Here is a 24,721-nt window from a genome sequence, read left to right on the forward strand (position 1 = left end):
GCCTGATCATTCATCGCCTGAATTACTGATCCTGAGCAACGCAGACCGAATGATCGGTCGTCCGGATTGATGCGGTTGGCGAGGGAGAGCTCCTCATGGCGGACGCGACGGACCTGCTGGACTCGGGCGAACGGCTCGCCCCGGAGGCGCTGCGCGCGTTGCAGCTCGAGCGGTTGCAGAAGTCTCTGCGGCACGCCTACGACAACGTGCCCTTCTACCGGGAGTCCTTCGACAAGGCAGGCGTACGGCCGGAGGACTGCCGCTCGCTCGCCGACCTGGCGCGCTTCCCGTTCACGGTCAAGGCCGACCTGCGCGAGAACTACCCGTACGGGATGTTCGCCGTGCCCCAGGACCGTATCCGCCGCCTCCATGCCTCCAGCGGCACCACCGGCCGCCCCACGGTCGTCGGCTACACCGATGGCGACCTTTCCCTGTGGTCCGACATGGTGGCCCGCTCCATCAGGGCCGCGGGCGGACGTCCCGGGGACAAGGTGCATGTGGCGTACGGCTATGGGCTCTTCACCGGTGGTCTCGGCGCACACTACGGTGCCGAGCGACTGGGCTGTACGGTCATCCCCGCATCCGGCGGCATGACGGCCCGCCAGGTCCAGCTGATCCAGGACCTGCGGCCCGAGATCATCATGGTGACGCCGTCGTACATGCTCACCCTGCTCGACGAGTTCGAGCGCCAGGGCGTCGATCCGCGCGGAACGTCGCTGCGCGTGGGCATCTTCGGTGCCGAGCCCTGGACCGAGCAGATGCGCAGCGAGATCGAGGAACGTTTCGCGATCGACGCCGTCGACATATACGGGCTGTCCGAGGTGATCGGTCCCGGTGTGGCGCAGGAGTGTGTGGAGACCAAGGACGGGCTCCATGTGTGGGAGGACCACTTCTTCCCGGAGATCGTGGATCCGATCACCGGTGAGGTGCTGCCGGACGGTGAGGAGGGCGAGCTGGTGTTCACCTCGCTCACCAAGGAGGCCATGCCGATCATCCGGTACCGCACTCGGGACCTGACGCGGCTGCTGCCGGGGACCGCCCGGGTGTTCCGGCGGATGGAGAAGATCACCGGGCGCAGTGACGACATGGTCATCCTGCGCGGCGTGAATCTCTTCCCCACCCAGGTCGAGGAGATCGTGCTCCGCACGCCGGGCGTGGCGCCCCACTTCCAGCTGCGGCTCACCCGGGAGGGCCGCCTCGACGCCCTCACCGTCCGGGCGGAGGCCCGCCCCGACGCGTCCCCGCAGACCCGGGACGCCGCCGCGCGGTCCATCGCGGCGGCCGTGAAGGACGGCATCGGGGTCTCGGTCACCGTGGAGATCGTCGAACCCGAGTCGCTGGAGCGGTCGGTGGGCAAGATCCGACGGATCGTGGATCTCCGGCCCCGCTAGCCGCCGGCCCGCCGACTCGCCGACTCGCCCATTCGCCTATTCACCTATTCGCCTATTCGCCTATTCGCCTATTCGCCAGCGAACCGGTCCCGCAGCTCCCGCTTCAGGATCTTCCCGCTCGCGTTGCGCGGCAGCTCGTCCACGAACACCACCCGCTTCGGCGCCTTGAAGTGGGCGAGCTTCTCGCGCGCGTGGTCGATGAGTGCGGCCTCGCTCACCTCCCCGCGCGGCACGACGACCGCCGTGACGGCCTCGATCCACCGCTCGTCGGGCAGGCCGATCACGGCGACCTCGGCGACGCCTTCGTGGGTGTACAGGGCGTCCTCGACCTGTCGTGAGGCGACCAGTACGCCGCCGGAGTTGATGACGTCCTTCACCCGGTCGACGATGGTGAAGTAGCCGTGCGCGTCCCGCACCGCGAGGTCCCCGGAGCGGAACCAGCCGTCGCGGAACGCCTCGGCGGTCTCCTCGGGCTTGTCCCAGTAGCCCTCGCACAGCTGCGGGGAGCGGTAGACGATCTCGCCGGGCGTGCCGTCGGGGACGTCCTTGCCGTCCTCGTCGACCACGCGCGCGTCGACGAACAGCACGGACCGCCCGCAGGAGTCCATGCGGCCCTTGTGCTCGTCGGGGGCGAGGACGGTGGCGAGGGGACCGATCTCGCTCTGGCCGAAGCAGTTGTAGAAGCCGAGCCTCGGGAGCCGTTCGCGCAGGCGTTCCAGGACGGGCACGGGCATGATGGACGCGCCGTAGTACGCCTTGCGCAGGCCGCCGAGGTCGCGTTCGGCGAAGTCGGGGCGGTTGGCGAGGGCGATCCACACCGTGGGCGGGGCGAACAGGCTGTCCACGCGGCCGGCTTCGATCAGGTCGAAGAGCCGGTCGCCGTCGGGCGCGTCGAGGATGACGTTCGTGGCGCCGACCGCGAGGTACGGCAGCAGGAACACATGCATCTGCGCCGAGTGGTAGAGCGGCAGGGAGTGCGCCGGGCGGTCGCCCGCGCTGAGATCGAGGGCGGTGATGGCGCTCAGGTACTCGTGGACCAGGGCGCGGTGCGTCATCATCGCGCCCTTCGGGAGGGCGGTCGTGCCGGACGTGTACAGGAGCTGGACCAGGTCCTCGGCGCGCGGCTCGGGCCCGTCGTACACGGGCGCCGACTCGAGGCGCGCCAGGAGCGAGTCGTCGGCGTCGCGCAGGGGCAGCGTACGGACGTCCCCGGGCAGCCGGCCGGCGAGGCCGGGGTCGGCGAGGACCAGGGAGCTGCCGGACTGGCCGACGATGTAGGCGAGGTCGTCGCCGGTCAGGTTCTGGTTGACCGGGACGTGGACGAGGCCCGCGCGGGCGCAGGCGAGGAACGCGATCAGATAGGCGTCCGAGTTGTGGCCGTAGGCGCCCACCCGGTCGCCGGGAGCGAGTCCCCGGTCGAGCAGGACGCTCGCCGCGCGGGAGACCGCCTCGTCGAGTTCCTCGTACGTCCATGTGCGGTCGGCGTACTCCACCGCGGTCCGTGCCGGGGTCCGCCGCGCGCTGCGCCGCAGCACCCCGTCAACCGTGCTGCCCTGTCCCTGCGTCATGACTCATGATCCTCGGTCCGTCACCCGGGCGGGTCAAGCACCCCGGGGGCACGTTGGACAGACCAGTGGGTACGCTCAACCGCTCCTTCCCTCAATGACGTTGGGAGGCACGATGCGCACCACCCGCGTGAGACGACTGGCCGCCGGGGCAGCAGCCCTGCTCATGGCCTCGGCGGCGCTGCCGGCCGCCGCGGCCGAACGGCACGGTCGTCAGGAACATCCCTCGCACGGCGGCATGTCCGCCGTGATCCGCTACACCGAGTACGGCATTCCGCACATCGTCGGCAGGGACTACAAGTCACTCGGCTTCGGCACCGGTTGGGCACAGGCCGCCGACCAGGTGTGCACGCTCGCGGACGGGTTCGTGACCGTGCGCGGCGAGCGTTCGCGCTTCTTCGGACCGGACGCGGCGGCCGACTCCGCGCTCTCGTCGGCGACCAGCAACCTCTCCAGTGACCTGTACTTCCGGGGCGTACGCCAGACCGGCACGGTGGAGAAGCTGCTCGCCGAACCGGCGCCGCGCGGGCCCAGTCGCCAGGTCAAGGACCTGATGCGGGGCTTCGCGGCCGGGTACAACACATGGCTCGCGCAGAAGCGGATCACCGACCCCACATGTAGGGGCGCCACATGGGTACGGCCGATCACCACACAGGACGTGGCCGCACGCTTCTACGCCATCGCCGTGCTCGGCGGTCAGGGCGGCTCCGTGGACGACATCACCGCCGCCGAGCCGCCCACCGGGTCCGCCGCCGGCAGCAGCGGGGCCGCACCGGACGCCCAGGCGCTGATCGGAGCCGTGCGCGAGCGGACCGCGGACGCGAACATGGGGTCCAACGCGGTCGCGTTCCAGGGTGACACCACGGCGAACGGCCGCGGTCTGCTGCTGGGCAACCCGCACTACCCGTGGCACGGCGGGCGCCGCTTCTGGCAGGCGCAGCAGACGATCCCCGGCGAGCTGGACGTCGCCGGTGCGGCTCTGCTCGGGTCGCCGACCATCGCCATCGGTTACAACTCCCGTGTGGCGTGGAGCCACACCGTCTCGACCGGTGTTCCGTTCAGCCTGCACCAGCTCACCCTCGATCCGGCCGCCCCAACCGTGTACCTGGTCGACGGCAAACGGGAGCGGATGAAGAAACGAACTGTCACCGTCGCGGTCAAGGGCGCGGCACCGGTGACCCGTACCCAGTGGTGGACCCGGTACGGCCCCGTCGTGGCTTCCGAAGGGGGCGATCTCCCGCTGTCCTGGACGACGACCACGGCGTACGCGTTGAACGACCCCAACGCGGCCAACATGCGGTTCGGCGACACGTCGCTGGGCTTCAGCAAGGCGCGCGGCACGGCCGATGTGCTGGCGTCGCTCGCGCGGCATCAGGGCCTGCCGTGGGTGAACACGATCGCCGCGGACTCCTCGGGGCATTCCCTGTACACGCAGTCGCAGGTGCTGCCCCGGATCACCGACGACCTGGCGGCACGGTGCTCCACCGCTCTGGGCAAGGTCACCTACCCGGCGGCGGGCGTGGCGGTCCTCGACGGCTCCCGCGGCGACTGTGCGCTCGGCAGCGATCCGGACGCCGTGCAGCGCGGGACGTTCGGGCCGTCGCGCATGCCGACGCTGAAGGACGCGCCGTACGCGGAGAACTCCAACGACAGTGCGTGGCTGGCCAACGCCGACCGTCCGCTCAGCGGTTACGAGCGGATCTTCGGCAACATCGGCACCCAGCGTTCACTGCGCACCCGCGGTGCGATCGAGGACGTGGCGGCGATGGCGGAGCGGGGCGGTCTGACCGTCCGGGACCTGGAGCGCCAGGAGTTCAGGAACCGGGTTCCGGCGGCCGACCTGGCCGTGGCGGACACCGCGAAGGCGTGCGTGGCACTCCCGGGTGGCACGGCGACGGGCAGTGACGGCAAGGCGGTTGACGTCTCCGCGGCGTGTGCGGTGCTCGCGCACTGGGATCGCACCATGGACACCGGCAGCCGGGGCGCCCTGCTCTTCGACCGGTTCTGGCGGAAGCTGTCCGCGAAGGTGCCGGCCGCCCAGCGGTGGAAGGTGCCGTTCTCCGCGGCGGACCCGGTGCGTACGCCGAACACGCTCAACACCGGTGCGCCCGGCTTCGCCACGGCCCTCGCGGACGCGGTCGCCGAGCTCCGCGCCGCGGGCATCGCGCTCGACTCCCGTCTCGGTGAGCACCAGGTCGTCGTACGGAACGGTCAGCGCATCCCCGTGCCCGGCGGCACGGAGGGGATGGGCGTGTGGAACAAGATCGAGCCGGTGTGGGACCAGGCACGGGGCGGCTACACGGAGGTGACGACCGGCTCCAGCCACATCCAGGCGGTGGGCTGGGACGGCAGCCGCTGCCCGGTGGCCCGCACGCTGCTGACGTACTCGCAGTCCTCGAACCCGAACTCGCCCCACTTCAGCGACCAGACCCGGTTGTTCTCCGGTGAGAAGTGGGTGACCGCACGGTTCTGTGAGAAGGACATCCTGGCGTCACCCGAGTTGAGGGTGGTGTCGGTGCGCGAAGGCAGGTAACAGGGATGCGGTCCCGCCCCTTCCCACGGGCGGGACCGCATTTCGGCGCCACAAGAGTGACCCAGGCGAATTGTTTCTCTGCTTCTCTGTGCTTCTGTGCGCCCCCCTGCAGAAAGGATTCGCGAAGGCGAAAACCGATTGAACTGGGCAGGACATGTCTCAGGCGCCAACACGGTGGAACGTTCACCGACTTTCACGTGGCAATTGAGACAGGGGGCTTGCAATGAGTCACGTCGTGCCTGAAGCAGGACACGCCTGGAGGGTGGGGGTTGCGCCAGGCATATTCCCCACCGTATCCCACGGTATCGCTTTGTTTCGGCGGCCGCTGGATTTTCTGAATTCCTTACCCGCGCACGGGGATCTGGTCGAGGTGCGCCTGGGTCCCGTGCGCGCCTGGGTGGTCTGCCACCCGGAGCTGGTCCACCAGGTCCTCATGGACGCGCGCACCTTCGACAAGGGCGGCCCGCTCTACGACAGGCTGCGGACGCTCTTGGGCGACGGCGTCGGCACCTGCCGTCATCAGGCTCACCGGCGGCAGCGCAGGCTTCTGCAACCCGGCTTCCGCAAGGCCCGTGTCGCCGACCAGACGGGGCTGATGGGCGAGGAAGCGGAGTCGCTGTGCCGCGAGTGGCGGGCGGGGCAGGAGGTCGACGTCAGCGCGACGCTGCTGACGCTGTCGGCACGGGTGATCAACCGCCTCCTGTTCTCCGACTCGCTGGACGCCGCGACGGCCGCCGAGATGCACAGGTGCCTCGTCACCATCGTGCGCGGCCTGTTCCTGCGGACGGTGGTGCCGGTCGATGCCCTGTTCCGGGTTCCCACGCCCGCGAACCGGCGTTTCCGGCACGCTTCGACCCGTCTGAGCGCCATCGTCGACGCGGCCGTCGCCGATCGCCGACGGGGTGAGCCCGGAACTGACCGGGACGACCTGTTGGGAGTGCTGCTGACGGCCGCGCGCAGCAAGGACGAGGCGGAGGCGATCACCGAACGGGAAGTCCGCAGCCAGGTGTTCACACTGATGTTCGCCGGAGCCGAGAGCACTGCCCTGTGCCTCACCTCCGCCTTCGACCTCCTGGCCCGCCATCCCGAGGACGAACGCCGCCTCCACTCCGAGGTCGACGCCGTGCTGGCCGACGGACGGCCGCCCGGCCCGGACGAGCTGCCACGACTCGTCCACACCCAGCGCGTTCTCACCGAGACCCTTCGCCACCGTCCGCCGGGCTGGCTCTTCACCCGGGTCACCACCAAGGACACGGTGCTCGCCGGGCACCGCCTCCCGCGGGGCGCAACCGTCCTGTACAGCCCGTATCTCCTGCACCACGACCCCGCCTCGTTCCCCGAGCCCGACCGCTTCCTCCCCGACCGCTGGCTGCCGGGGCAGGCTCCGGCCGTCCCGCCCGGAGCGATGATTCCGTTCGCTGCGGGCACCCGGAAATGCATCGGCGAGACATTCGCGCTGACGGAGGCCACGGTGGCCATCGCGTTCATCGCCCGCCACTGGCGTCTTCGTCATCTTCCCGGACACGTCGAACGGCTCCGCCCCGCGGCGTCATTGGGGCCGAGGGATTTGGTGATGGTCTGCGAACCGCGGTCACAACGGCCGGCGGGCCCACCGCCCGAGGGGGCTCTCGTATCCAGGGCAATGCCGAACACCGAAGTCCACGAACCCCGAGCGGCAGGAGGCGACGATGTCCATGACGCATGAGGAAATCACGCTCGCCGCTCCGGCCGGAATTACCGCGGTCAATCTGCGGGAGCTGATCGACGCGAACCTCTACATGCCCTTCCCGTTCCAGAGCAATCCTCACGCGTCCCGAGCGGCAACCGGCGTCGAGAAATGGCTCAGCAAATGGGGCCTCACCGATGAACCGGAAGTGGCGGCCATGATCTCCCGTACACGCCCCGCCGAACTCGCCGCCTACAACAGCCCGGCCATGGATTCCGGCCTGCTCCAGATCATGGCCAACCAGATCGCCTACCAGTTCGTCTTCGACGACCGGGCCGAGGACGTCGGCCGGCACGAGCCCGGCCGACTGCTGCCCATGCTGTGCGAGAGCGTCGGGATACTGCGCGACGGTCAACCGCCGGACACCCTGCTCGGGGCCGCGCTGGCCGACCTCCATCGGCAGGTCCAGGAGCGGTGCACACCCGCTCAGGCCGAACGATGGGCCTGGACCAGCCGGGAGTACGTGCACGGTCTGCTGTACGAAGCGGTGAGCCAGACCGACTCCGTCCCCTTGGAGGGCGGCCTTTGCCGGTCCATACGTTCCCTCATCGCCGGTGTCGAGCCGTTCCACCCCCTGTGCGAGGCCCAGCAGCCGTTCGAGCTGGCGCCGCAGGAGATCCGTCACCCGGCCATGCGTCGCCTGGCACGACTGTCGGCCGACGCGGCCGTATGGATCGCTGATCTCTTCTCCGCGGTGAAGGAGCAGCGGACGGGTGGCATGGTCAATCTGGCCCTTGCCTATCAACGCGCACACCGGTGTTCTCTGCCGACGGCCATCACGCTGGCCATCCGGCGGATCAACGGCACCATCAGCGAGTTCGAGGAACTCTACGGCGAGATCAGGCCGGAGTTGAGCCCGGCCGGGGTCGGCTATGTGGAGGGCATGGCCGGCTGGATCCGCGGATGCTACTTCTGGTCCCGTACCGTGCCGAGGTATGCGGACACGACGGCGGCATCCGCGGTGCCCTGAGCCTCTGCCCGAGGTGCCCTGAGTCTCTGCCCGACCGGCACCCGCAGCACCGATGGGGCTTGGAGTCCGAGCGAAAACGGGTCAGTTTATCCCATGAGAGCCTGAACGCATCAACTCCGAGGAGAATTCACCCTTTCCTGCCGACCTCCTGTTTCAACCCGACCAAGGGGCGTCCGTGAGGGCGTACTCTCGCCCCCGTTCGGTGGGGAGCAACGACAGGAAGCGGTCGAACATGGCCCATGGGCTGCGGCAACCTCTGACCAAACACCGGCCACTACTCGAACGCGACCAGGAACTCCGGGCACTCGATGCCGCGCTGTCGGGCCTGCACGACACCGTCGACGGCGTGGCCCGAGTGCCACAGGGCGGGTTGCTCGCCTTCACCGGTGAGGCCGGGCTGGGCAAGACGACACTTCTCTCGGTGGCGCGGGCCCGTGCCACCGAGCTCGGATTCACGGTCGCGTCGGGCAGGGGCGGCGAGAAGGAGCAGGGTCTGGCGTTCCGTGTCGTACGCCAGGTCATGCAGCCCGCCCTGGCCGGCATGAGCGAACCGGAGCGCCGGGATTTCCTGGACAGTTGGTACGACATCGTCGGCGCCGCGCTCGGACTCAAGGCGACGGACGCCGCGCGGACGCCGGACCCGACCGGGGTGCGTGACGGCCTCGACTGGGTCATGACCCGCCTGACGCTGCGGAACGCACCGCTCGTCCTGCTCCTGGACGACCTGCACTGGGCCGATGCCGAATCCCTCGATTGGCTCGCCTCGTTCGCGCCCAGGGTCGCCGACCTCCCGCTCCTGATGGTCGTCGCCTATCGCCCCGACGACCTCCCGCCCGACGCGACCTCTTTCCGCACCCTCGTGGAGCGCAACGAGGAGCGCCCTCACGCGCTGTGGCCGCTCGGCAAGAGCGGTGTGGCGCGGATCGTCAGGAACGAAGTGGGCGAGGCGGCCGAGGACGAGTTCTGCGACGAGTGCTGGTCAGTCACCGGCGGCAGCCCGTTCGAGACCGTCGAGTTGGCCATCAGGCTCCGCGAACGGCAGTTGAGGGGCACCCAGGACGAACTGCATGTGGTCGGAGACGTCGCCGCGGCGCTCAAGGGCCCCGGACTGATCGAGCGCCTCCACCGGCTCGGCCCGAGCACCGTCCGCTTCGCCTGGGCCGCCGCCGTACTGGGCGGGTCCTTCTCCGCCGAACTCGCCGCCGGTATCGCGGTGGTCGGCAGCGAGGAAGCCGCCGAGGCGGCTCGGAAGCTGCGCGACTCCCGCATCCTCGCGGACGGCGACGGGCCCGGGCACAGCATGGAGTTCGTCCACCCGTCGATCGCCACGACGATCTACCGCGACATCCCGCCGGGCCTGCGCGTCGGCATGCACAACGCGGCCGCCGACGCCGCCCAGGCGGCCGGGTTCGGCCCCACGGCCGCCGCCCGGCATCTGCTGGAGGTGCCCTGCGACGGCCGGCCCGAAGCTGTCTCCGTCCTGCGCGCCGCCGCGCGTGAGTATCTCCGCGCCGGGGCACCTGAGGCCGCCCGGCGTGTGCTGACCCGAGCGCTGCGGGAACCACCCCCGGCTGAGGACCGCGCCGCGCTCCTGCACGAGCTCGCCGGTTCCACCTTCCTGATCGAGCCCACCGCCACCGTCTGCCACCTCCAGGAGGCACTGACGCAGCCGGACATCGACCCCGACCTGCGTGCCTCCATCGTCTACCGGCTGGCCCAGGCGCTGGCTCACACCGACCGGCTGACCGAAGCCGCGGCCGTGGCCGCCGACGAGGCACGACGTGCTCCCAACGCGCGTATCAAACTGCGTATGCAGGCCGACCACTTCGTATGGAGTGCGTTCCGCGCCGACGAGCCCGACTCGTCCGCCCGCTCGCGCCGGCTGGCACGGCTGGCCGACAAACTGCCCCGCCGCGGCCTGGAGGAGCGCTACATCCTCGGACTGCGAGCCTGGGACGCCCTGGTGCGCGGCGAACCGCGTCAGACCGCCCTCGATCACGCCGAGGAGGCACTGAACGGTGGAATGAGCTGGACCGACGAGAACCGCGGCTTCGAGGTGCCCGTCGCGGTCGCCCTGCTCTTCATGTACTGCGACCAGCCGTGGCGTGCCGAAGAACTGTTCAGCAGCGGTATGGCCGAGTGCGAGCACAAGGGGTGGCGCGGCTCCCACCTGGCGCAGGGGCAGACCCTCTCCGGCTACATCCGCTACCGTCGCGGCTGCCTCGCCGAGGCGGAGGAACTGGTCAGGGCCGGGCTGCGCACCGCCGAGCGCGTCGAAGGCGCGGTACCCGCCCAGTGGTTCGCCATCGGCATCATGATCCAGATCCTGCTGGCCCGGGGACGGACCGTCGACGCCCGTCGGCTCGCCGACGCGTACCACTACGGCGACGTGGTCCCGAACGCCGTCATCTTCCCCGATCCCCGCACGGTGTACGCCGAACTGCTGCTGGCCGAGGAGCGGTACTCCGAGGCGGCACGGCTGCTGTCCGCCGTCGGGAACTGGCTGGAGTCACGGCACTGGCACAACCCGGCCTGGTGCCCGTGGCAGCTGGACCTGGCCTCCGCTCTCGCCCACAGCGCGCCCGACCGGGCGGTCCGCCACGCCCAGGACGCCGTCAAGCGGGCACGGGACTTCGGCGCGGCCTCCGCGATCGGCCATGCGCTCCACATCGAGGCCGAGGTGACCGGCGGTCCAGCCTCGCTCGAACTGCACGCCGAGGCCGTCGAACACCTGGAGCGCTCACCCGCGTCTTACGAGTTGGCGCTCGCGCTCGTGGGGCACGGCGCCGCGCTGTCCCGCGAGGGACAGGTGCAGGAGGCCGCCCATCGGCTCTACCAGGGGCTGGAATGCGCCGTTCACTGCGGTGCCGAGGCCCTCGCCGCCCGGGCCAGGCAGGAGCTCTCGGCAGCCGGCCTGCGACCGCTCCCGCTGCGCTACGCACAGACGGACACCCTCACCGCGCAGGAACGGCAGACCGCCGAACTCACCGTCCAGGGCCGCCAGGAGGCGGTCATCGCGAAGGAACTGCGCCTCACCGAACAGGGCGTACGGCAACTGCTGTCCAGCGTGTATCGCAAGATCGGCACCGACGCGGCGGGCCTCGCCCGGGCGTTGAAGACCTTCCCGCACCCTCGGACGTGACCCGCGATCGCCCCGCGGCCGCGGTCAGACGGCCCGCGTACGCCCCTCCCAGTACGGGTCCCGCAGCCGCCGTTTGTACAGCTTGCCGTTGGGGTCTCGTGGCATCTCGGTGATGAAGTCGACGCTCTTGGGGCGCTTGTAGCCGGCGAGCCGGCCGGCGCAGTGGTCGAGGATCGTGGCGGCCAGGGCGGGACCCGGCTCGTGGCCCGGGGCCGCTTCGACGACGGCCTTGACCTCCTCGCCCCAGTCGTCGTGCGGGATGCCGAAGGCGGCGGCGTCGGCGACGGCCGGGTGGGCCAGCAGGGCGGACTCGATCTCGGCGGGGTAGATGTTGACCCCGCCGGAGATGATCATGTCGATCTTGCGGTCGCGGAGGAAGAGATACCCGTCCTCGTCGAGGTAGCCGAGGTCGCCGACGGTGAAGAAGTCGCCGATGCGGTTCTTCTTCGTCTTGGTCTCGTCCTTGTGGTAGGCGAAGCCACCGGTGTTCATCTTGAGGTAGACGGTGCCGAGTTCACCGGGTGAGAGCCGGTTGCCGTCGTCGTCGAAGATCGCGAGTTCGCTGATGGGCCATGCCTTTCCCACCGTGCCTGGCTTCTTCAGCCAGTCCTCGGCGGTCGCGAAGGCACCGCCGCCCTCGCTGGCGGCGTAGTACTCCTCCACACAGGGGCCCCACCAGTCCAGCATCGCCCGCTTCACATGGTCCGGGCAGGGGGCCGCACCGTGGATGGCGTGCCGCATGGAGGTGACGTCGTAGCGGGTCCGTATGCCTTCGGGCAAGGCCAGCAGGCGGTGGAACTGGGTCGGGACCATATGGGTGTGCGTGCACTTGTGTGTGTCGATGACACGCAGCATCTCCTCGGGTGTCCACTTGTCCATCAGCACCAGCCCGTGCCCTATGTGGAGGGACGCGCCCGCGAACTGGAGCACGGCGGTGTGGTAGAGCGGCGAGCAGACGAGGTGCACGTTGTCGTCGAACGGCTTGATGCCGAAGATGCCGAGGAAGCCGCCCAGGTACGCCTCCTCGGGTGGCTTGCCGGGCAGCGGGCGGCGGATGCCCCGGGGGCGGCCGGTGGTGCCGGACGTGTAGTTCATGACCCAGCCGAGCGTGCGGTCCTCGGGCGCCGAGTCCGGCTGTCCGTGGAGGAGTTCGGCGTAGGGGCGGAAGCCCTCGACCTGGCCGACGGCGTAGCGGTGGGTGGCCGGGAGTCCGGCCTCGTCGGCGGCCTCTCGGACCGGACCGGCGAAACGCTCGTGGGTGATGAGCACCTTGGCACCGGAGTCGGCGACGATCCAGGCGATCTCGGGGCCGACGAAGTGGTGGTTCACGGGGACCAGGTAGAAGCCTGCCTGGGAGGCGGCCAGGTACGCGGTGAAGAACTCGACTCCGTTGGGGAGGACGACCGCGAAGGCGTCGCCGCGTCGCAGGCCGGCCGCGCGCAGGCCGTGGACGAGACGGTTGGTGGCGGCGTGCAGGCGCCCGGCGGTCCACCGCTCGCCGTCGGGGGCGACGAGGACCTCGCGGTCGGGGTCGGCGGTGGCCTGGGCCCAGAAGCCGACGGGCGGGGTGCTCACGGCGTCTGCCGCGGGGGTGCTGGTCACTGGCCGCTCCTTCCGGCGATGCGGTTGATGCGGTCGACGGCCTGCTCGAAGCCGCGGGTGAGATCGTCGAAGACGGCCTGGACGCTGCGTTCGCTGTTCATCCGGCCCACGATCTGTCCGACGGGTGTGCCGAGCAGGGGCTCGACCTCGTACTTCTGGATGCGGGAGACGGCCTCGGCGACGAGCAGTCCCTGGAGGGGCATGGGGAGGGTGCCGGGCCCGTCCGGGTCGTCCCAGGCGTCGGTCCACTCGGTGCGCAGCTGGCGTGCGGGCTTCCCGGTCAGGGCGCGGGAGCGGACGGTGTCGCCGGAGCCTGCGGCGAGCAGCTTGGCGGTCAGCGCGGTCGAGTGCAGGTCCGCTTCCGTGGTGGTCAGCCACATGGAGCCCAGCCACACACCTTGAGCGCCGAGACTGAAGGCGGCAGCCACCTGTTGTCCGCTGCCGATGCCGCCGGCCGCGAGTACGGGCAGCGGGTCGACCGCCTCGACGACCTCCGGGGTGAGCACCATGGAGGCGATCTCCCCGGTGTGGCCGCCCGCCTCGTAGCCCTGGGCGACGACGATGTCGATGCCCGCCTCCTGGTGCTTGCGGGCGTGCCGGGCGCTGCCCGCGAGGGCGGCGACGAGTACACCGCGGTCGTGGGCGCGTTCCACGACGTCCGCGGGCGGTGAGCCGAGGGCGTTGGCGAGAAGCTTGATCGGGTAGTCGAAGGCGACGTCGAGCTGGCCTCGGGCGACCTGCTCCATCCAGCCGGTGATCCGCCAGCCGGCGGCCTCTCCCTCGGCCAGTTCGGGCACGCCGTACTTGGCGAGGGTGTCTCTGATGAACTGCCGGTGCCCTTCCGGGATCATCGCCTCGACGTCGGCCTCGGTGACGCCCTCGACCTTCTTCGCCGGCATGACGACGTCCAGGCCGTAGGGCCGGCCGTCGACATGTGCCTCGACCCAGTCGAGGTCGCGTTTGAGGTCGTCCGGGGCTGTGTAGCGGACCGCGCCGAGCACTCCGAAGCCGCCGGCCCGGCTGATGGCCGCGGCGACGGCGGGGAACGGCGTGAAGCCGAAAATGGCGTGCTCGACTCCCAGTTTCTTGCTCAGCTCCGTCTGCATGGGCGCAGGATGCCGCAGTCCTCCGGACGACGGAAGGCCTTTTCTGATACACCGTCAGATCTCTTGTGGTGAACGCACCGTTGACACCGCCCACGCCTGACACGAAAGTTTCACCACGCAAGGTGATCCCGGAAAGATACTTTCAGGCGGAGCGGCGGGAGGAACCTCGATGACCGAAGGCGGCAACAGACTGACCCGGCGTCAACTGGGCAGGACGGCTGTGGCTCTGGGCGGCGCCCTGGCCATCGCACCCTTCCCCGCCGGACCCGCGGCGGCGGCCACCGCCTCCTCGCGTCACCGCACCACACTGCGCCACGGCTCACCCGAACGGGCGGGCCTCCTCCCCGACCACCTGCGCCGGCTCGTCACCGACGCCGAGGCGTTCCTGGGCCCCTCCCCCAAGCACCCCTGGTACGCGGGCGCCGTGCTGCTCGCCGGCCGCGGCGGCACGGTGGCGCTGCACGAGCCGATCGGCATGGCGGTGCGCTATCGGTCGTACGACGAGAAGACCGACACCGGCGTCGAGTTCCCGGCCGACCAGCAGCTTCCGATGGCCGAGGACACCGTCTTCGACCTGGCCTCGGTCTCCAAGCTGTTCACCTCCATCCTCGCCGTGCAGCAGATCGAGCGCGGCGCCCTCGGCCTGGAGGCCACCGTCGCCTCCTACCTGCCCGACTTCGGCCGCGCGGGCAAGCAGGACATCACGCTCCGTCAGCTCCTCACCCACACCTCGGGGTTCCGCGCCTGGATCCCGCTGTACAGCGCGCCGACGTACGAGGGAAAACTCGAACTCATCTGGAACGAGGCGCCGCTGAACCCGCCGGGCACCAAGTACCTCTACTCGGATCTGAACCTGATCTCGCTCCAGCTGGTCCTGGAGAAGATCACCGGCCGGGCGCTCGACGTCCTCCTCCGCGACGAGATCACCGGCCCGCTCGGGATGCGCCGCACCCGCTACAACCCGCCAGCCGCCTGGAGACCCGGGATCGCGGCCACCGAGGACGCCCGCGCCCCCTGGTCCGGCCTGGATCGTGGGCTCGTATGGGGCGAGGTGCACGACGAGAACGCCTTCAGCCTCGGCGGGGTCGCGGGCCACGCCGGCGTGTTCTCGAACGCGTGGGATCTCGCGGTCCTCGGCCGGACGCTGCTCAACGGCGGCGCCTACGGCCGATCCCGCATCCTGGAGCCGGAATCGGTGGAGCTGATGTTCACCGACTTCAACACCGCCTTCCCCGGCGACGAGCACGGTCTCGGCTTCGAGCTCTACCAGCACTGGTACATGGGCGCGATGGCCACCCCGCGCACCGCGGGACACACCGGGTTCACCGGCACCTCGCTGGTGCTCGACCCGACGACCGACTCCTTCCTCGTCGTCCTCGGCAACTCGGTGCATCCGGTGCGAAGTTGGCGCTCCGGATCGGCCCCCCGGGTGGCGGCCGCGAACAACATGGCGCGCGCGGTCGCGGTTCGCCCACGCCACGGCCGTACGGCATGGTTCTCGGGCATGGCGGCGGACACGACCGCGACCCTCGCGCTCCCCGCGCTCGACACGTCGTCCGGCGACGCCGCGCTGTGCTGCGCCCTGTGGTGGGACACCGAACCCCAGGCCGACGTGCTCGCGCTGGAGGCGACGACGGACGGCGGGACCACCTGGCGGCCGCTGCCCTTCACCACGACCCGCCACGGCGGGGAGCCGCAGCCCCGTCCGGCCGGCACCGTCACCGGCTGGTCCGGCCGTGTGTGGCACCGGCTCACGGCGGAACTCCCCGCGCACCGGCAGCTGGGTATCCGCTGCCGGTACACCACCGACCGGCTGTACGTGGGCCGGGGCGCATACCTCGACGGCGTGCGCGTCGAGGCGGCTGACACCGTCCTGTTCGACGACGCCAGGCCGGCCGACGCGGCGCGGATCAGCGCGAGCGGCTGGGCCGCGTCGGCGGACTGAGGGTTCAGCCGGGGACGTCGAGGCGTTGCGTGCCGAGGACGGACAGCAGCCGTAGCGCCTCCTCCGACGGCGTCCCGGGCGTGGCGGTGTAGATGACGACCCGCTGGTCGCGGTCGGCGAGGTCGAGGACGTCGCAGTTGACGGTGACGGGGCCGACGACGGGGTGGTCGAAGGTCTTGACGAGCGTGGGAGCGGGCGCCACGTCGTGGGCCGCCCACAGCCGGGCGAAATCCGCGCTGCCGTCGAGGAGTTCGCGGATCAGCCCTTTCAGTTCCGGGTCGTCCGGATAGCGGGCTGCGGCGGCGCGCAGCTGCTGCGCCGAGTTGCGCGCGAACTCGGTCACGTCCGAGACGCCGTAGAGCCTGCGTCCGTCCCGGTGCGGGCCGAGGAAGGCGCGCCGGACGAGGTTCCGGTCGGCGCGCGGCAGGGCGTAGAAGTCCTCCATCAGGGCGGCCGCGAGGTCGTTCCAGGCGATGATCTCGAACGTCGCCGAGATCACCGTCGCCGCGGCGTTCGGGAGCCGGTGCAGCAGGTCGACGATGCTCTGGCGGACCTCGCGCGTCGGTCCCGGCGGCGGTCCCGGCGGGGCCCCGGCGAGGTGGTGGAGATGGGTTCGCTCGGCGTCGGACAGGCGTAGGGCGCGGGCCAGCTGGGCCAGCACCTCGCGGGAGGGGTGCGGGGCGCGGGCCTGTTCAAGGCGGGTGTAGTACTCGGTCGAGATGAAAGCCAGCTGCGCCACCTCCTCGCGGCGCAGACCCGGCGTACGCCTGCGCGAGCCGGCCGGCAGCCCCACGTCGGCGGGGGCGATGCGCTCCCGGCGGCTGCGGAGGAAGTCCGCCAGTTCTCTTCGGTCCACATCTCCAGTGTGCGCGCGACGCCGGGCGCCCAGCCAGGTACCGCCGGTGCCTGGCTGTGCCTCGCGGCCGGTCGCAGGCTCGACGGCATGAACACCACACCTGACATCTCGACCGGCATGACCAACACACCCGACATCTCGACCGGTCTCGATGACACACCCGTCACCGCGGCCGGCCTGCTCTCCGGCAAGGTCGCGTTCGTCACCGGTGCGGGCCGGGGCATCGGTGCTGCCGCCGCTCGGCTGTTCGCCCGGGAAGGGGCCCGGGTGCTGCTCGCGGCCCGTACCGAGGCGCAGCTCAAGGCGGTCGCCGAGGAGATCCGGACGGCCGGCGGCACCGCGGACCACGTGCTGTGCGACCTGGCCGACGCCGACAGTGTCCGGGCCGCCGTCGACCGGGCCGTGGAGCTTTACGGGCGGCTGGACGTCGCCTTCAACAATGGTGCGACGATCCAGCCGCCCGGCCCGATGGACCAGCTCTCGGACGCCGAGTTCGACCGCGTCGCCACCGTCAACCTCAGGGGACCGTGGCTGGCGATGAAGGCGGAGATCGCCGCGATCCGCGCGACCGCCGGACGCGGGGCGATCGTCAACAACTCCAGCGTCGGAAGCCTGGCGGCAAACCCCGAGCTGCCGGTGTACGGCGCGATGAAGCGGGCCGTGAACAGCCTGACCGCCTCGGCCGCGGCCACGTACGGCCGTGAGGGCATCCGCGTGAACGCCATCGCCCCCGGGCTCACCCTCACCGACATGGTCGACCAGTGGGAGACCCACTCCCCCGGCATCATCGACCGGATCACCGCGCAGAACCCGCTGGGCCGGGCCGCCGCCCCGGAGGAGATCGCCCAGGCCGCCGCGTGGCTCCTGAGCGACCGCGCCTCCTACGTCACCGGCGTGATCCTCCAGGTGGACGGCGGCACGCGCGCCTAGCCGGCGTCGAGGTGGACAGCGGCACACGCCCCCAATCGCCGTCCAAAGGAAAACGGCTCCCACGCCCAATCGCCGTCCAAGGGAAAGCAGCACCCACGCCCAACCGCCGTCCAGGGGAAAACGGCTCCCCCGCCTAGTCGCCGCTCTCCAGCACCGCCATGGCCGCGTTGTGGCCCGGCACCCCGCTCACCCCTCCGCCGCGCACCGCGCCCGCCCCGCACAGCAGCACGTTCGCGTGGCGGGTCTCCACGCCCCAGCGGCCGGTGCCCTCCTGGGCGTACGGCCAGGACAGGTCCCGGTGGAAGATGTTCCCGCCGGGCAGCCGCAGGTCGTGGTCCAGGTCCAGCGGGGTCTTCGCCTCGATGCACGGGCGGCCCTCCTCGTCCGTCGCCAGGCAGTCGGCGATCGGTTCGGCGAGGTGGGCGTCGAGCTGGGCCAGCGTCGACTTCAGCAGTTCCTCGCGTACGGCGTCGTTGTCGCGCGCGAAGAGCCGGGCCGGTGTGTGCAGGCCGAACAGGGTGAGGGTCTGGTAGCCCTGTTCGACGAGGTCGGGGCCGAGGATCGTCGGGTCCGTGAGCGAGTGGCAGTAGATCTCGGACGGCGGCGCGGCGGGGAGTTCACCGGCGGCGGCCTGGGCGTGGGCGCCGGCCAGCTGGTCGTAGCCCTCGGCGATGTGGAAGGTGCCGGCGAAGGCCTCGCGCGGGTCGACGGACCTGTCGCGCAGCCGGGGCAGCCGCTTGAGCAGCATGTTCACCTTGAGCTGGGCGCCCTCGGCGGGGGTGGGCGGCGTGTCGCCGGTGAGGGCGGCCAGTGCCTGCGGGGAGGCGTTGACCAGGACGTGGCCGGCGGCGGCGACCCCCTCGCCGTCCGCCGTGCGGTAGGTGACCTCGGCGTTACGGCCGTCCGTGTCGATCCGTACCGCCTCGTGCCCGGTGACGATGACCGCGCCCGCCTCGCGCGCCGCCGTGGCCAGGGCGTCGGTGAGGGCGCCCATGCCGCCGACGGGGACGTCCCAGTCACCGGTGCCGCCGCCGATCACGTGGTAGAGGAAGCAACGGTTCTGCTTCAGCGAGGTGTCGTGGGCGTCGGCGAAGGTGCCGATCAGGGCGTCCGTGAGGACCACGCCCCGCACCAGGTCGTCCGTGAACCGCTCCTCGATCGCGACGCCGACGGGCTCCTCGAAGAGCAGCCGCCAGGCCTCCTCGTCGTCCACCCGGCGGCGCAGTTCCTCGCGGCTCGGCAGGGGTTCGGTGAGCGTCGGGAACACCCGCCGGGCGACCTCGCCGGTCATGCCGTAGAAGCGCTGCCATGCCGCGTACTCGCGCTCGCCGCCGGTGAGGCGGGCGAACGCCTCCCGGGTGCGGGCCTCGCCGCCGCCCACCAGCAGTCCCGTCGGGCGCCCCGCCCGTTCCACGGGGGTGTACGAGGAGACGTCGCGCTTGCTCACCCGGAAGGTCAGGCCGAGGTCCCGCACGATCTTGTCGGGCAGCAGGCTGACCAGGTACGAGTAGCGGGACAGCCGTGCGTCGACACCGGCGAACGGCCGCGTGGACACGGCGGCGCCGCCGGTGTGGTCCAGCCGCTCCAGCACCAGCACGGACCGCCCGGCCCGGGCCAGGTAGGCGGCGGCGACCAGGCCGTTGTGGCCGCCGCCTACGATGACGACGTCGTACGTACCGTGTGCGCGGGTTCCCTCGTGTGCAGGCATGGTTCTTGGTAACACGCGATGATCTAGGTCGGCCATAGGTGGGACGACCGGGCGTCGGTCACTGCCCGCCGGTCGCCCGCTGCTGCCTCAGTACCGCCACCCTGCGGTACAGCTCGACCGCCTCCGCGCCGCGGCCGAGCTGTTCGAGGCAGTGGGCCTCGTCGTTGCGGCTGGCGAGGGTGTCCGGGTGGTCGGGGCCGAGGACGTGTTCGCGGGCGGCAGCCACCCTGCGGTACTCGGTGAGCGCGTCAGGCCAGCGGCCGAGCCAGCCGAGGCTCACGGCGACCTCGCGGCGGCTGACCAGGGTGTCGGGGTGGTCGGGGCCCAGCACCCGTTCCCGGATCGCGCACACGTCGCGGGACTCGGCGAGGGCCTCCTCCCAGTGCCCGAGACGGCCGAGGTTGACGCCGAGGCCGTGGCGGGCGCGCAGGGTCTCGGGGTGGGCGGGGCCGTGGACGCGGGTGCGGTCGTCGACGAGTTCGCGGTAGAGGCGGAACGCCTCCGCGCTGAGTCCGAGACGGCCGAGGCTGATGCCGACCTCGTAGCGGGCGGCGAGGGTGTCGGGGTGGTCGGGGCCGAGTGCCTGGGCGCGGGCCGCGGCGACCTCACGGTAGGTCTGGAGCGCCTCCGCCCAGCGCCCCAACTGGCCAAGTGCGTAGGCGACTTCGTATCGGGTTACCAGGGTGTCGGGGTGGTGCGGGCCGAGGATGCGGGCGCGAGCGGCGGCGACCTCGTCGGCCATGCGGTACGAGTCCTCCAGGCGCCCGAGTCTGCTGAGGCTGAAGGCGAGGTTGTGGCGGCAGCGCAGCGTGTCGGGGTGATCGGCGCCCATGGTCCGCTCGCGCGCCGCGAGCACCGACGTATAGACCTGGTGGGCGTCGAAGTGCCGCCCCAACTGGCCCAGTACGTACGCCATTTCTTGTCGCGCGGCGAGGGTCTCGGGATGGTCCGGGCCGAGCGCGAGGCTGCGGGCGCGGGCGACGTGCTTGTACTCGCGCAGGGCGTCGGCGGCGCGGCCGGTGCGGCTGAGGGTGAAGGCGACCTCGTAGCGACTGGCGAGGGTGTCCGGGTGGTCGGGGCCGAGGAGGTGCTCGCGCTCGGCGGCGACGGCCCGGTGCACCTCGCCCGCCTCGGTCCAGCGCCCCAGCCGGCCGAGGCTCAGCCCGGCGTTGTGCCTCCCGGCGAGCGCGGCGAGCGTCGCCGCGGACGGGGCGGGCCGCCCCTCGGGCACGGCGGTCTCCGCGGGCCCGCCGGTCGTGGGCCGGGGGATCCACTCGCCGGTGAGCCCGGCCCCGGCGTCCGGGGGTGTGGTCCGCAGTCCGGCGCCGGTGGCCTTGTGGCCGGTGGTCATACCGCGGGTCCAGGACGGCAGCCGGGGCTCGCGGGTGACGGGCTCCGGGGCCCTGAGGGCGGGCTGCGGGGTCACCACGGTCGGCACGTACGCGGGTGTCGTACGGCCCAGACCGATCCGGCGGCCCAACTCCCGCCCGTCGTGCGGACGTTCCTCGGGGCGCTTGGCCAGCAGGTCCAGGATGACCTGCTCGAAGAACTCGGGCAGCTCGGCGCGGTGGCTGCGCGGCGGGCGGGGCGGGGTGTCGCGGTGGCCGACGAGGATCGCCCACGGGTCGTCGAGGTCGAACGGCGGCACTCCGGTGGCGATCTCGTACAGCACGCACCCGAGCGAGTACAGGTCGCTGCGCTGGTCCACGTCCTCGCCGCCGATCTGTTCCGGCGACATGTAGTGCGGGGTGCCCATCGCGATGCCGGTGCCGGTCAGCCGGGAGGTGAAGCCGATGTCGTGGGCGAGACGCGCTATGCCGAAGTCGCAGATCTTCACCGTGCCGTCGGCGAGCCGCATGATGTTCGCCGGCTTCAGATCGCGGTGCACGATGCCCTGCTGGTGCGTGTAGGCGAGGGCGGCGGCGACCTGGTCGGCGATCTCGACGACGTCCGGGACGGGCAGCGGATGGTGCCTGTTGTCCTCCAGGAGCTGGCTGAGGTTGCGGCCCTGCAGCAGCTCCATGACCAGGAACAGTATGCCGTCGGACTCGCCGAAGTCGTGGACGACGGTGACGCCGCGGTGCTGGAGGGCCGCGGCCACCCGGGCCTCGCGGCGGAACCGCTCCCGCAGTACACGGGTGAAGGACTGGTCGTGGTGGGGTCCGAGCGGTTTGAGGCACTTCACGGCGACATGCCGGCCCAGCGACTCGTCGCGCGCACGCCACACCTCGCCCATGCCGCCGCGCCCGATCGGATCGAGCAGCCGGTACCGGCCCTGGATCAGCCTGCTGTCCCCCATCTACCGCGCTCGCCCCCCGTGCTGGTCCGCCCGCCCTCCCCCGACTCGTCCAGTATGGCGAGCTGTCGTCCGAGTTTGTACGGTGCCGGGCGCGAGCCGGGACCGAGCCGTGCCATGGCGCGCAGGATGTGTTTGGGCGGGAGTTGCCAGCGCAGACGTGCGGGAATGCAGCGCAGCAGGGTGCCCGTGGCACGCAACTGGCGGGTGACGGTGGCGGGTTCCGGGGCCGGTCTGCCGTACAGCTCGTGGGCGTATGGCGGCAGGGCGGCGTACGCCAGATTCGCCACGCGCCGCCACAGCACCTCGCGCGCCGGGACGAGCAGGGGGTGCGTCGGCGGGCGGAGCAGGAAGTCGTCCACAGCGCGTGCCTCGGGTCCGCACGCCAGCTCGGGGCGCACCTGCTCGAAGTACGCCGCCAGCTGCGCCCGGTTCGCCGGTACGGCGTCGGGGTCGAGGCCCACCAGGCGGGCACTCGCACGCTGTTCGGCTATGTACCGGTCGGCGTCGGCGTCGGTGAGACGGAAGCCGGAGCGGCGTCCGACCTGGAGGTAGGAGTCGATCTCCGCGCAGTGCACCCACAGCAGCAGTTCGGGTTCGTCGACGCCGTAGCGCTCTGCCGTGTCCGGGTCGGTGGCGCTCAGCATGCTGTGGATCCTCCGCACGCGCGCGCCGGCCTTCTCGGCGGCCTCGGTGGTGCCGTACGTGATCGTCCCGACGAAGTTCGCGGTGCGCAGCAGCCGACCCCAGGCGTCGTGCCGGAAGTCGGAGTTCTGCATGACGCCGCGCACCGCGCGCGGGTGCAGTGCCTGGAGATACAGCGCGCGGATCCCGGCGACCCACATCATGGGGTCGGCGTGCATCTGCCAGGTGACCGAGTTCGGGGTGAACAGCCCGGGATCGCCCATGCCCGAAGGCTAACGCCGGACCCGCGGCATCCCCAGACCGATCCACGAGATGATCTCGCGCTGGATCTCGTTGTTGCCGCCGCCGAAGGTGAAGATCACGGCGGAGCGGTAGCCGCGTTCCAGTTCGCCGTGGAGGACGGCGCCCGCCGAGCCCTCCTTCAGGGCTCCCGGTGCGGCGACGATCTCCATCAGCCAGGCGTAGGCGTCGCGGCGGGCCTCGGAGCCGTAGACCTTGACCGCGGAGGCGTCCTGCGGGGTGAGCGTGCCGTCCTGGACGGCGCTGACCATCTGCCAGTTGAGGAGCTTGAGCGCGTCGAGCTTCGCGTGGGTCTGCGCGAGGCGGCGGCGCACCCAGGGCAGGTCGATCACCCGGCGGCCGTCGGCGAGCTTGGTCTCCATGGCCCAGCGCTGGACGTCGTGCAGGGCGCGGATGGCCATGGTGCCGTGGGCGGCGAGGGTGACGCGCTCGTGGTTGAGCTGGTTGGTGATCAGTCGCCAGCCCTGGTTCTCGGCGCCGACGCGGCGGGAGACGGGGACGCGGATGTTCTCGTAGTAGCTGGCGGTGGTGTCGTGCGAGGCGAGGGTGTTGATGAGGGTGCAGGAGTAGCCGGGGTCGGTGGTGGGGACGAGGAGCATGGTGATGCCCTTGTGGGGCGGGGCGTCCGGGTCGGTGCGGGTCGCGAGCCAGACCCAGTCGGCCGTGTCGCCGTTGGTGGTCCAGATCTTCTGGCCGTTGACGACGTATTCGTCGCCGTCGCGTACCGCGCGCGTCTTCAGGGACGCCAGGTCGGTGCCCGCCTCGGGCTCGCTGTAGCCGATCGCGAAGTCGATCTCGCCGGAGAGGATCTTCGGCAGGAAGTACGACTTCTGCTCGTCCGTGCCGTACTGCATGATCGTCGGGCCGACGGTGTTGAGCGCCATCAGGGGTAGCGGTACGCCCGCCTGGGCGGCCTCGTCGAAGAAGATGAACTGTTCGATGGTGGTCAGGCCGCGCCCGCCGTACTCCTTGGGCCAGCCCACCCCGAGCCAGCCGTCACCGCCGAGCCGGCGGATCGTGCTGCGGTAGTGGCGCTTCTGCGCTGCCGGGTCGGTGAAGCGGGTCTGTGCGAGGTCCGGCACCAGTTCGGCGAAGTAGTCGCGCAGTTCGCTGCGCAGCCGCTGCTGCTCGGGTGTGTATTCCAGATGCACGGCGCCTCCAGGCTCCCCAAGGGCGGTCCTGACGGCGCACACCGTAGAACGTGTTCCAGAAATTGGGAACGGTCAGGCAAGGGTCCCCATGAACTCGGTACACGCCTTCGCGCACCTGCGGCACGCCTCGGCCGTCTCCGCGCCGCCGGGAAACGCGTCGAAAGCGTGCGCGCATTCGACGCACACGGAGCGGCACCACTCCAGCTGGGCGCGGATCGCGGCCTCGTCGAGGAGGTTCTGCTCGGACAGCACATGGCAGGTCGCGTCGCAGACCTCCGCGCACATGATGCCCTTGCGCCGCAGGACTTCCATCTCCCCGGTCCCGTCCGGATCCACCAGGCTCGCGCGCAGGGCACAGGCCCGGGCGCAGTCGGTGCAGGCCTGGGCGCAGGTGAAGCGGTCCTCCAGGAACTGGACGAGCTGTTGCTGGGATGTCGTCGTCGTCACACGGGCCGGGTAGCCGGAGGGGATGGGGCCAAACCCGGGTTCTTCGGGGCCCGCGCTTCACCCGCCCTGCGCAAACCTCCGCGCGAGGTCGCGATGGTGCTCCGCCGCCCGGCCCGCCTCCGCCCCCGTGACGACGGCGCCCGGCATCGCACCCAGCCGCTCGATCTGCTCGGCGAGGCGGACGTGCTGGTCGTGGCCGTGCTCGCGGCAGGTCAGACAGGTGACGCTCTCCGGCCGTGCGGAGGTCATCGCGTACGGCACCCGCAGCCCACAGCCGGTGGTGACCGTCTCCGGCAGGTCACCGACCAGGCCGAACGTACCGGCCAGCAGATTGCGCACCCGGGCGTCGTACTGGGACACACGTCGGTCGACGTGGATGTGTGGATCGGCACCGTCCATGAGCCCATC

The 24,721-nt window shown here is 71.1% G+C and carries 17 protein-coding genes; 7 read left to right on the forward strand and 10 right to left on the reverse strand.

What is annotated here, in order from left to right:
- The first annotated feature begins 95 nt into the window (after nucleotides 1-95).
- Entirely contained in the window at nucleotides 96-1,391 is a 1,296-nt protein-coding gene (paaK, locus tag PGH47_RS03185) for a phenylacetate--CoA ligase PaaK (RefSeq protein WP_271662108.1), read from the forward strand.
- 68 nt (nucleotides 1,392-1,459) lie between these two features.
- On the opposite strand, the gene PGH47_RS03190 is transcribed toward paaK, so the two are convergent.
- Nucleotides 1,460-2,959, reverse strand: a complete 1,500-nt coding sequence (locus PGH47_RS03190) for an acyl-CoA synthetase (protein WP_271662109.1) — start codon at nucleotides 2,957-2,959, stop codon at nucleotides 1,460-1,462.
- Nucleotides 2,960-3,071: 112 nt separating this feature from the next.
- Between PGH47_RS03190 and PGH47_RS03195 the strand changes: the two genes are divergently transcribed.
- The 4 genes from PGH47_RS03195 (at nucleotide 3,072) to PGH47_RS03210 (ending at nucleotide 11,327) form a co-directional block, all read left to right on the forward strand.
- On the forward strand, nucleotides 3,072-5,489 hold the full coding sequence (locus tag PGH47_RS03195) for a penicillin acylase family protein (RefSeq protein WP_271662110.1): 2,418 nt from the start codon (nucleotides 3,072-3,074) through the stop codon (nucleotides 5,487-5,489).
- Between the two features lie 385 nt (nucleotides 5,490-5,874).
- Complete coding sequence (locus PGH47_RS03200; protein ID WP_443048464.1) at nucleotides 5,875-7,194, forward strand: cytochrome P450; 1,320 nt, start codon at nucleotides 5,875-5,877, stop codon at nucleotides 7,192-7,194.
- A complete protein-coding gene (locus tag PGH47_RS03205) occupies nucleotides 7,184-8,185 on the forward strand; it encodes a (-)-alpha-amorphene synthase (RefSeq protein WP_271662112.1) in 1,002 nt (333 codons plus the stop codon). Before PGH47_RS03200 ends, PGH47_RS03205 begins: the two co-directional genes overlap by 11 nt.
- A gap of 232 nt (nucleotides 8,186-8,417) precedes the next feature.
- On the forward strand, nucleotides 8,418-11,327 hold the full coding sequence (locus tag PGH47_RS03210) for an ATP-binding protein (protein WP_271662113.1): 2,910 nt from the start codon (nucleotides 8,418-8,420) through the stop codon (nucleotides 11,325-11,327).
- Between the two features lie 24 nt (nucleotides 11,328-11,351).
- Here PGH47_RS03210 and PGH47_RS03215 read toward each other — a convergent pair whose 3' ends face one another.
- Complete coding sequence (locus tag PGH47_RS03215) at nucleotides 11,352-12,902, reverse strand: acyl-CoA synthetase (protein ID WP_271667968.1); 1,551 nt, start codon at nucleotides 12,900-12,902, stop codon at nucleotides 11,352-11,354.
- A 23-nt stretch (nucleotides 12,903-12,925) separates the two neighbouring features.
- Nucleotides 12,926-14,035, reverse strand: a complete 1,110-nt coding sequence (locus PGH47_RS03220) for an NAD(P)H-dependent flavin oxidoreductase (protein WP_126902174.1) — start codon at nucleotides 14,033-14,035, stop codon at nucleotides 12,926-12,928.
- Nucleotides 14,036-14,204: 169 nt separating this feature from the next.
- On the opposite strand from PGH47_RS03220, the gene PGH47_RS03225 reads away from it, so the two are divergent.
- Nucleotides 14,205-15,980: a serine hydrolase gene (locus PGH47_RS03225; protein WP_271662114.1), complete on the forward strand. Its 1,776-nt coding sequence runs from the start codon at nucleotides 14,205-14,207 to the stop codon at nucleotides 15,978-15,980.
- A gap of 4 nt (nucleotides 15,981-15,984) precedes the next feature.
- On the opposite strand, the gene PGH47_RS03230 is transcribed toward PGH47_RS03225, so the two are convergent.
- Nucleotides 15,985-16,836: a helix-turn-helix transcriptional regulator gene (locus PGH47_RS03230; RefSeq protein WP_271662115.1), complete on the reverse strand. Its 852-nt coding sequence runs from the start codon at nucleotides 16,834-16,836 to the stop codon at nucleotides 15,985-15,987.
- Nucleotides 16,837-16,953: 117 nt separating this feature from the next.
- Between PGH47_RS03230 and PGH47_RS03235 the strand changes: the two genes are divergently transcribed.
- Nucleotides 16,954-17,766 carry an SDR family NAD(P)-dependent oxidoreductase gene (locus PGH47_RS03235; RefSeq protein ID WP_271667969.1) on the forward strand — a complete coding sequence of 271 codons (813 nt, stop codon included), beginning with the start codon at nucleotides 16,954-16,956 and terminating at the stop codon, nucleotides 17,764-17,766.
- A gap of 133 nt (nucleotides 17,767-17,899) precedes the next feature.
- Here the strand turns inward: PGH47_RS03235 and PGH47_RS03240 are convergent, their stop codons facing one another.
- The 6 genes from PGH47_RS03240 to PGH47_RS03265 form a co-directional block, all read right to left on the reverse strand.
- Nucleotides 17,900-19,474 (reverse strand): phytoene desaturase family protein, encoded by a 1,575-nt coding sequence (locus tag PGH47_RS03240; RefSeq protein ID WP_271662116.1) that lies wholly within the window; start codon nucleotides 19,472-19,474, stop codon nucleotides 17,900-17,902.
- Between the two features lie 58 nt (nucleotides 19,475-19,532).
- On the reverse strand, nucleotides 19,533-21,773 hold the full coding sequence (locus PGH47_RS03245) for a serine/threonine-protein kinase (protein WP_271662117.1): 2,241 nt from the start codon (nucleotides 21,771-21,773) through the stop codon (nucleotides 19,533-19,535).
- Nucleotides 21,755-22,678 (reverse strand): oxygenase MpaB family protein, encoded by a 924-nt coding sequence (locus tag PGH47_RS03250; protein ID WP_271662118.1) that lies wholly within the window; start codon nucleotides 22,676-22,678, stop codon nucleotides 21,755-21,757. Before PGH47_RS03250 ends, PGH47_RS03245 begins: the two co-directional genes overlap by 19 nt.
- Before the next feature lie 9 nt (nucleotides 22,679-22,687).
- Complete coding sequence (locus PGH47_RS03255) at nucleotides 22,688-23,866, reverse strand: acyl-CoA dehydrogenase family protein (protein ID WP_125527666.1); 1,179 nt, start codon at nucleotides 23,864-23,866, stop codon at nucleotides 22,688-22,690.
- 72 nt (nucleotides 23,867-23,938) lie between these two features.
- Nucleotides 23,939-24,313, reverse strand: a complete 375-nt coding sequence (locus tag PGH47_RS03260) for a four-helix bundle copper-binding protein (RefSeq protein ID WP_271662119.1) — start codon at nucleotides 24,311-24,313, stop codon at nucleotides 23,939-23,941.
- A gap of 57 nt (nucleotides 24,314-24,370) precedes the next feature.
- Nucleotides 24,371-24,712, reverse strand: a complete 342-nt coding sequence (locus PGH47_RS03265) for a hypothetical protein (RefSeq protein WP_271662120.1) — start codon at nucleotides 24,710-24,712, stop codon at nucleotides 24,371-24,373.
- Between the last annotated feature and the right edge of the window lie 9 nt (nucleotides 24,713-24,721).

This window comes from Streptomyces sp. HUAS 31 (assembly GCF_028198125.1).
GTDB lineage: Bacteria > Actinomycetota > Actinomycetes > Streptomycetales > Streptomycetaceae > Streptomyces > Streptomyces chartreusis.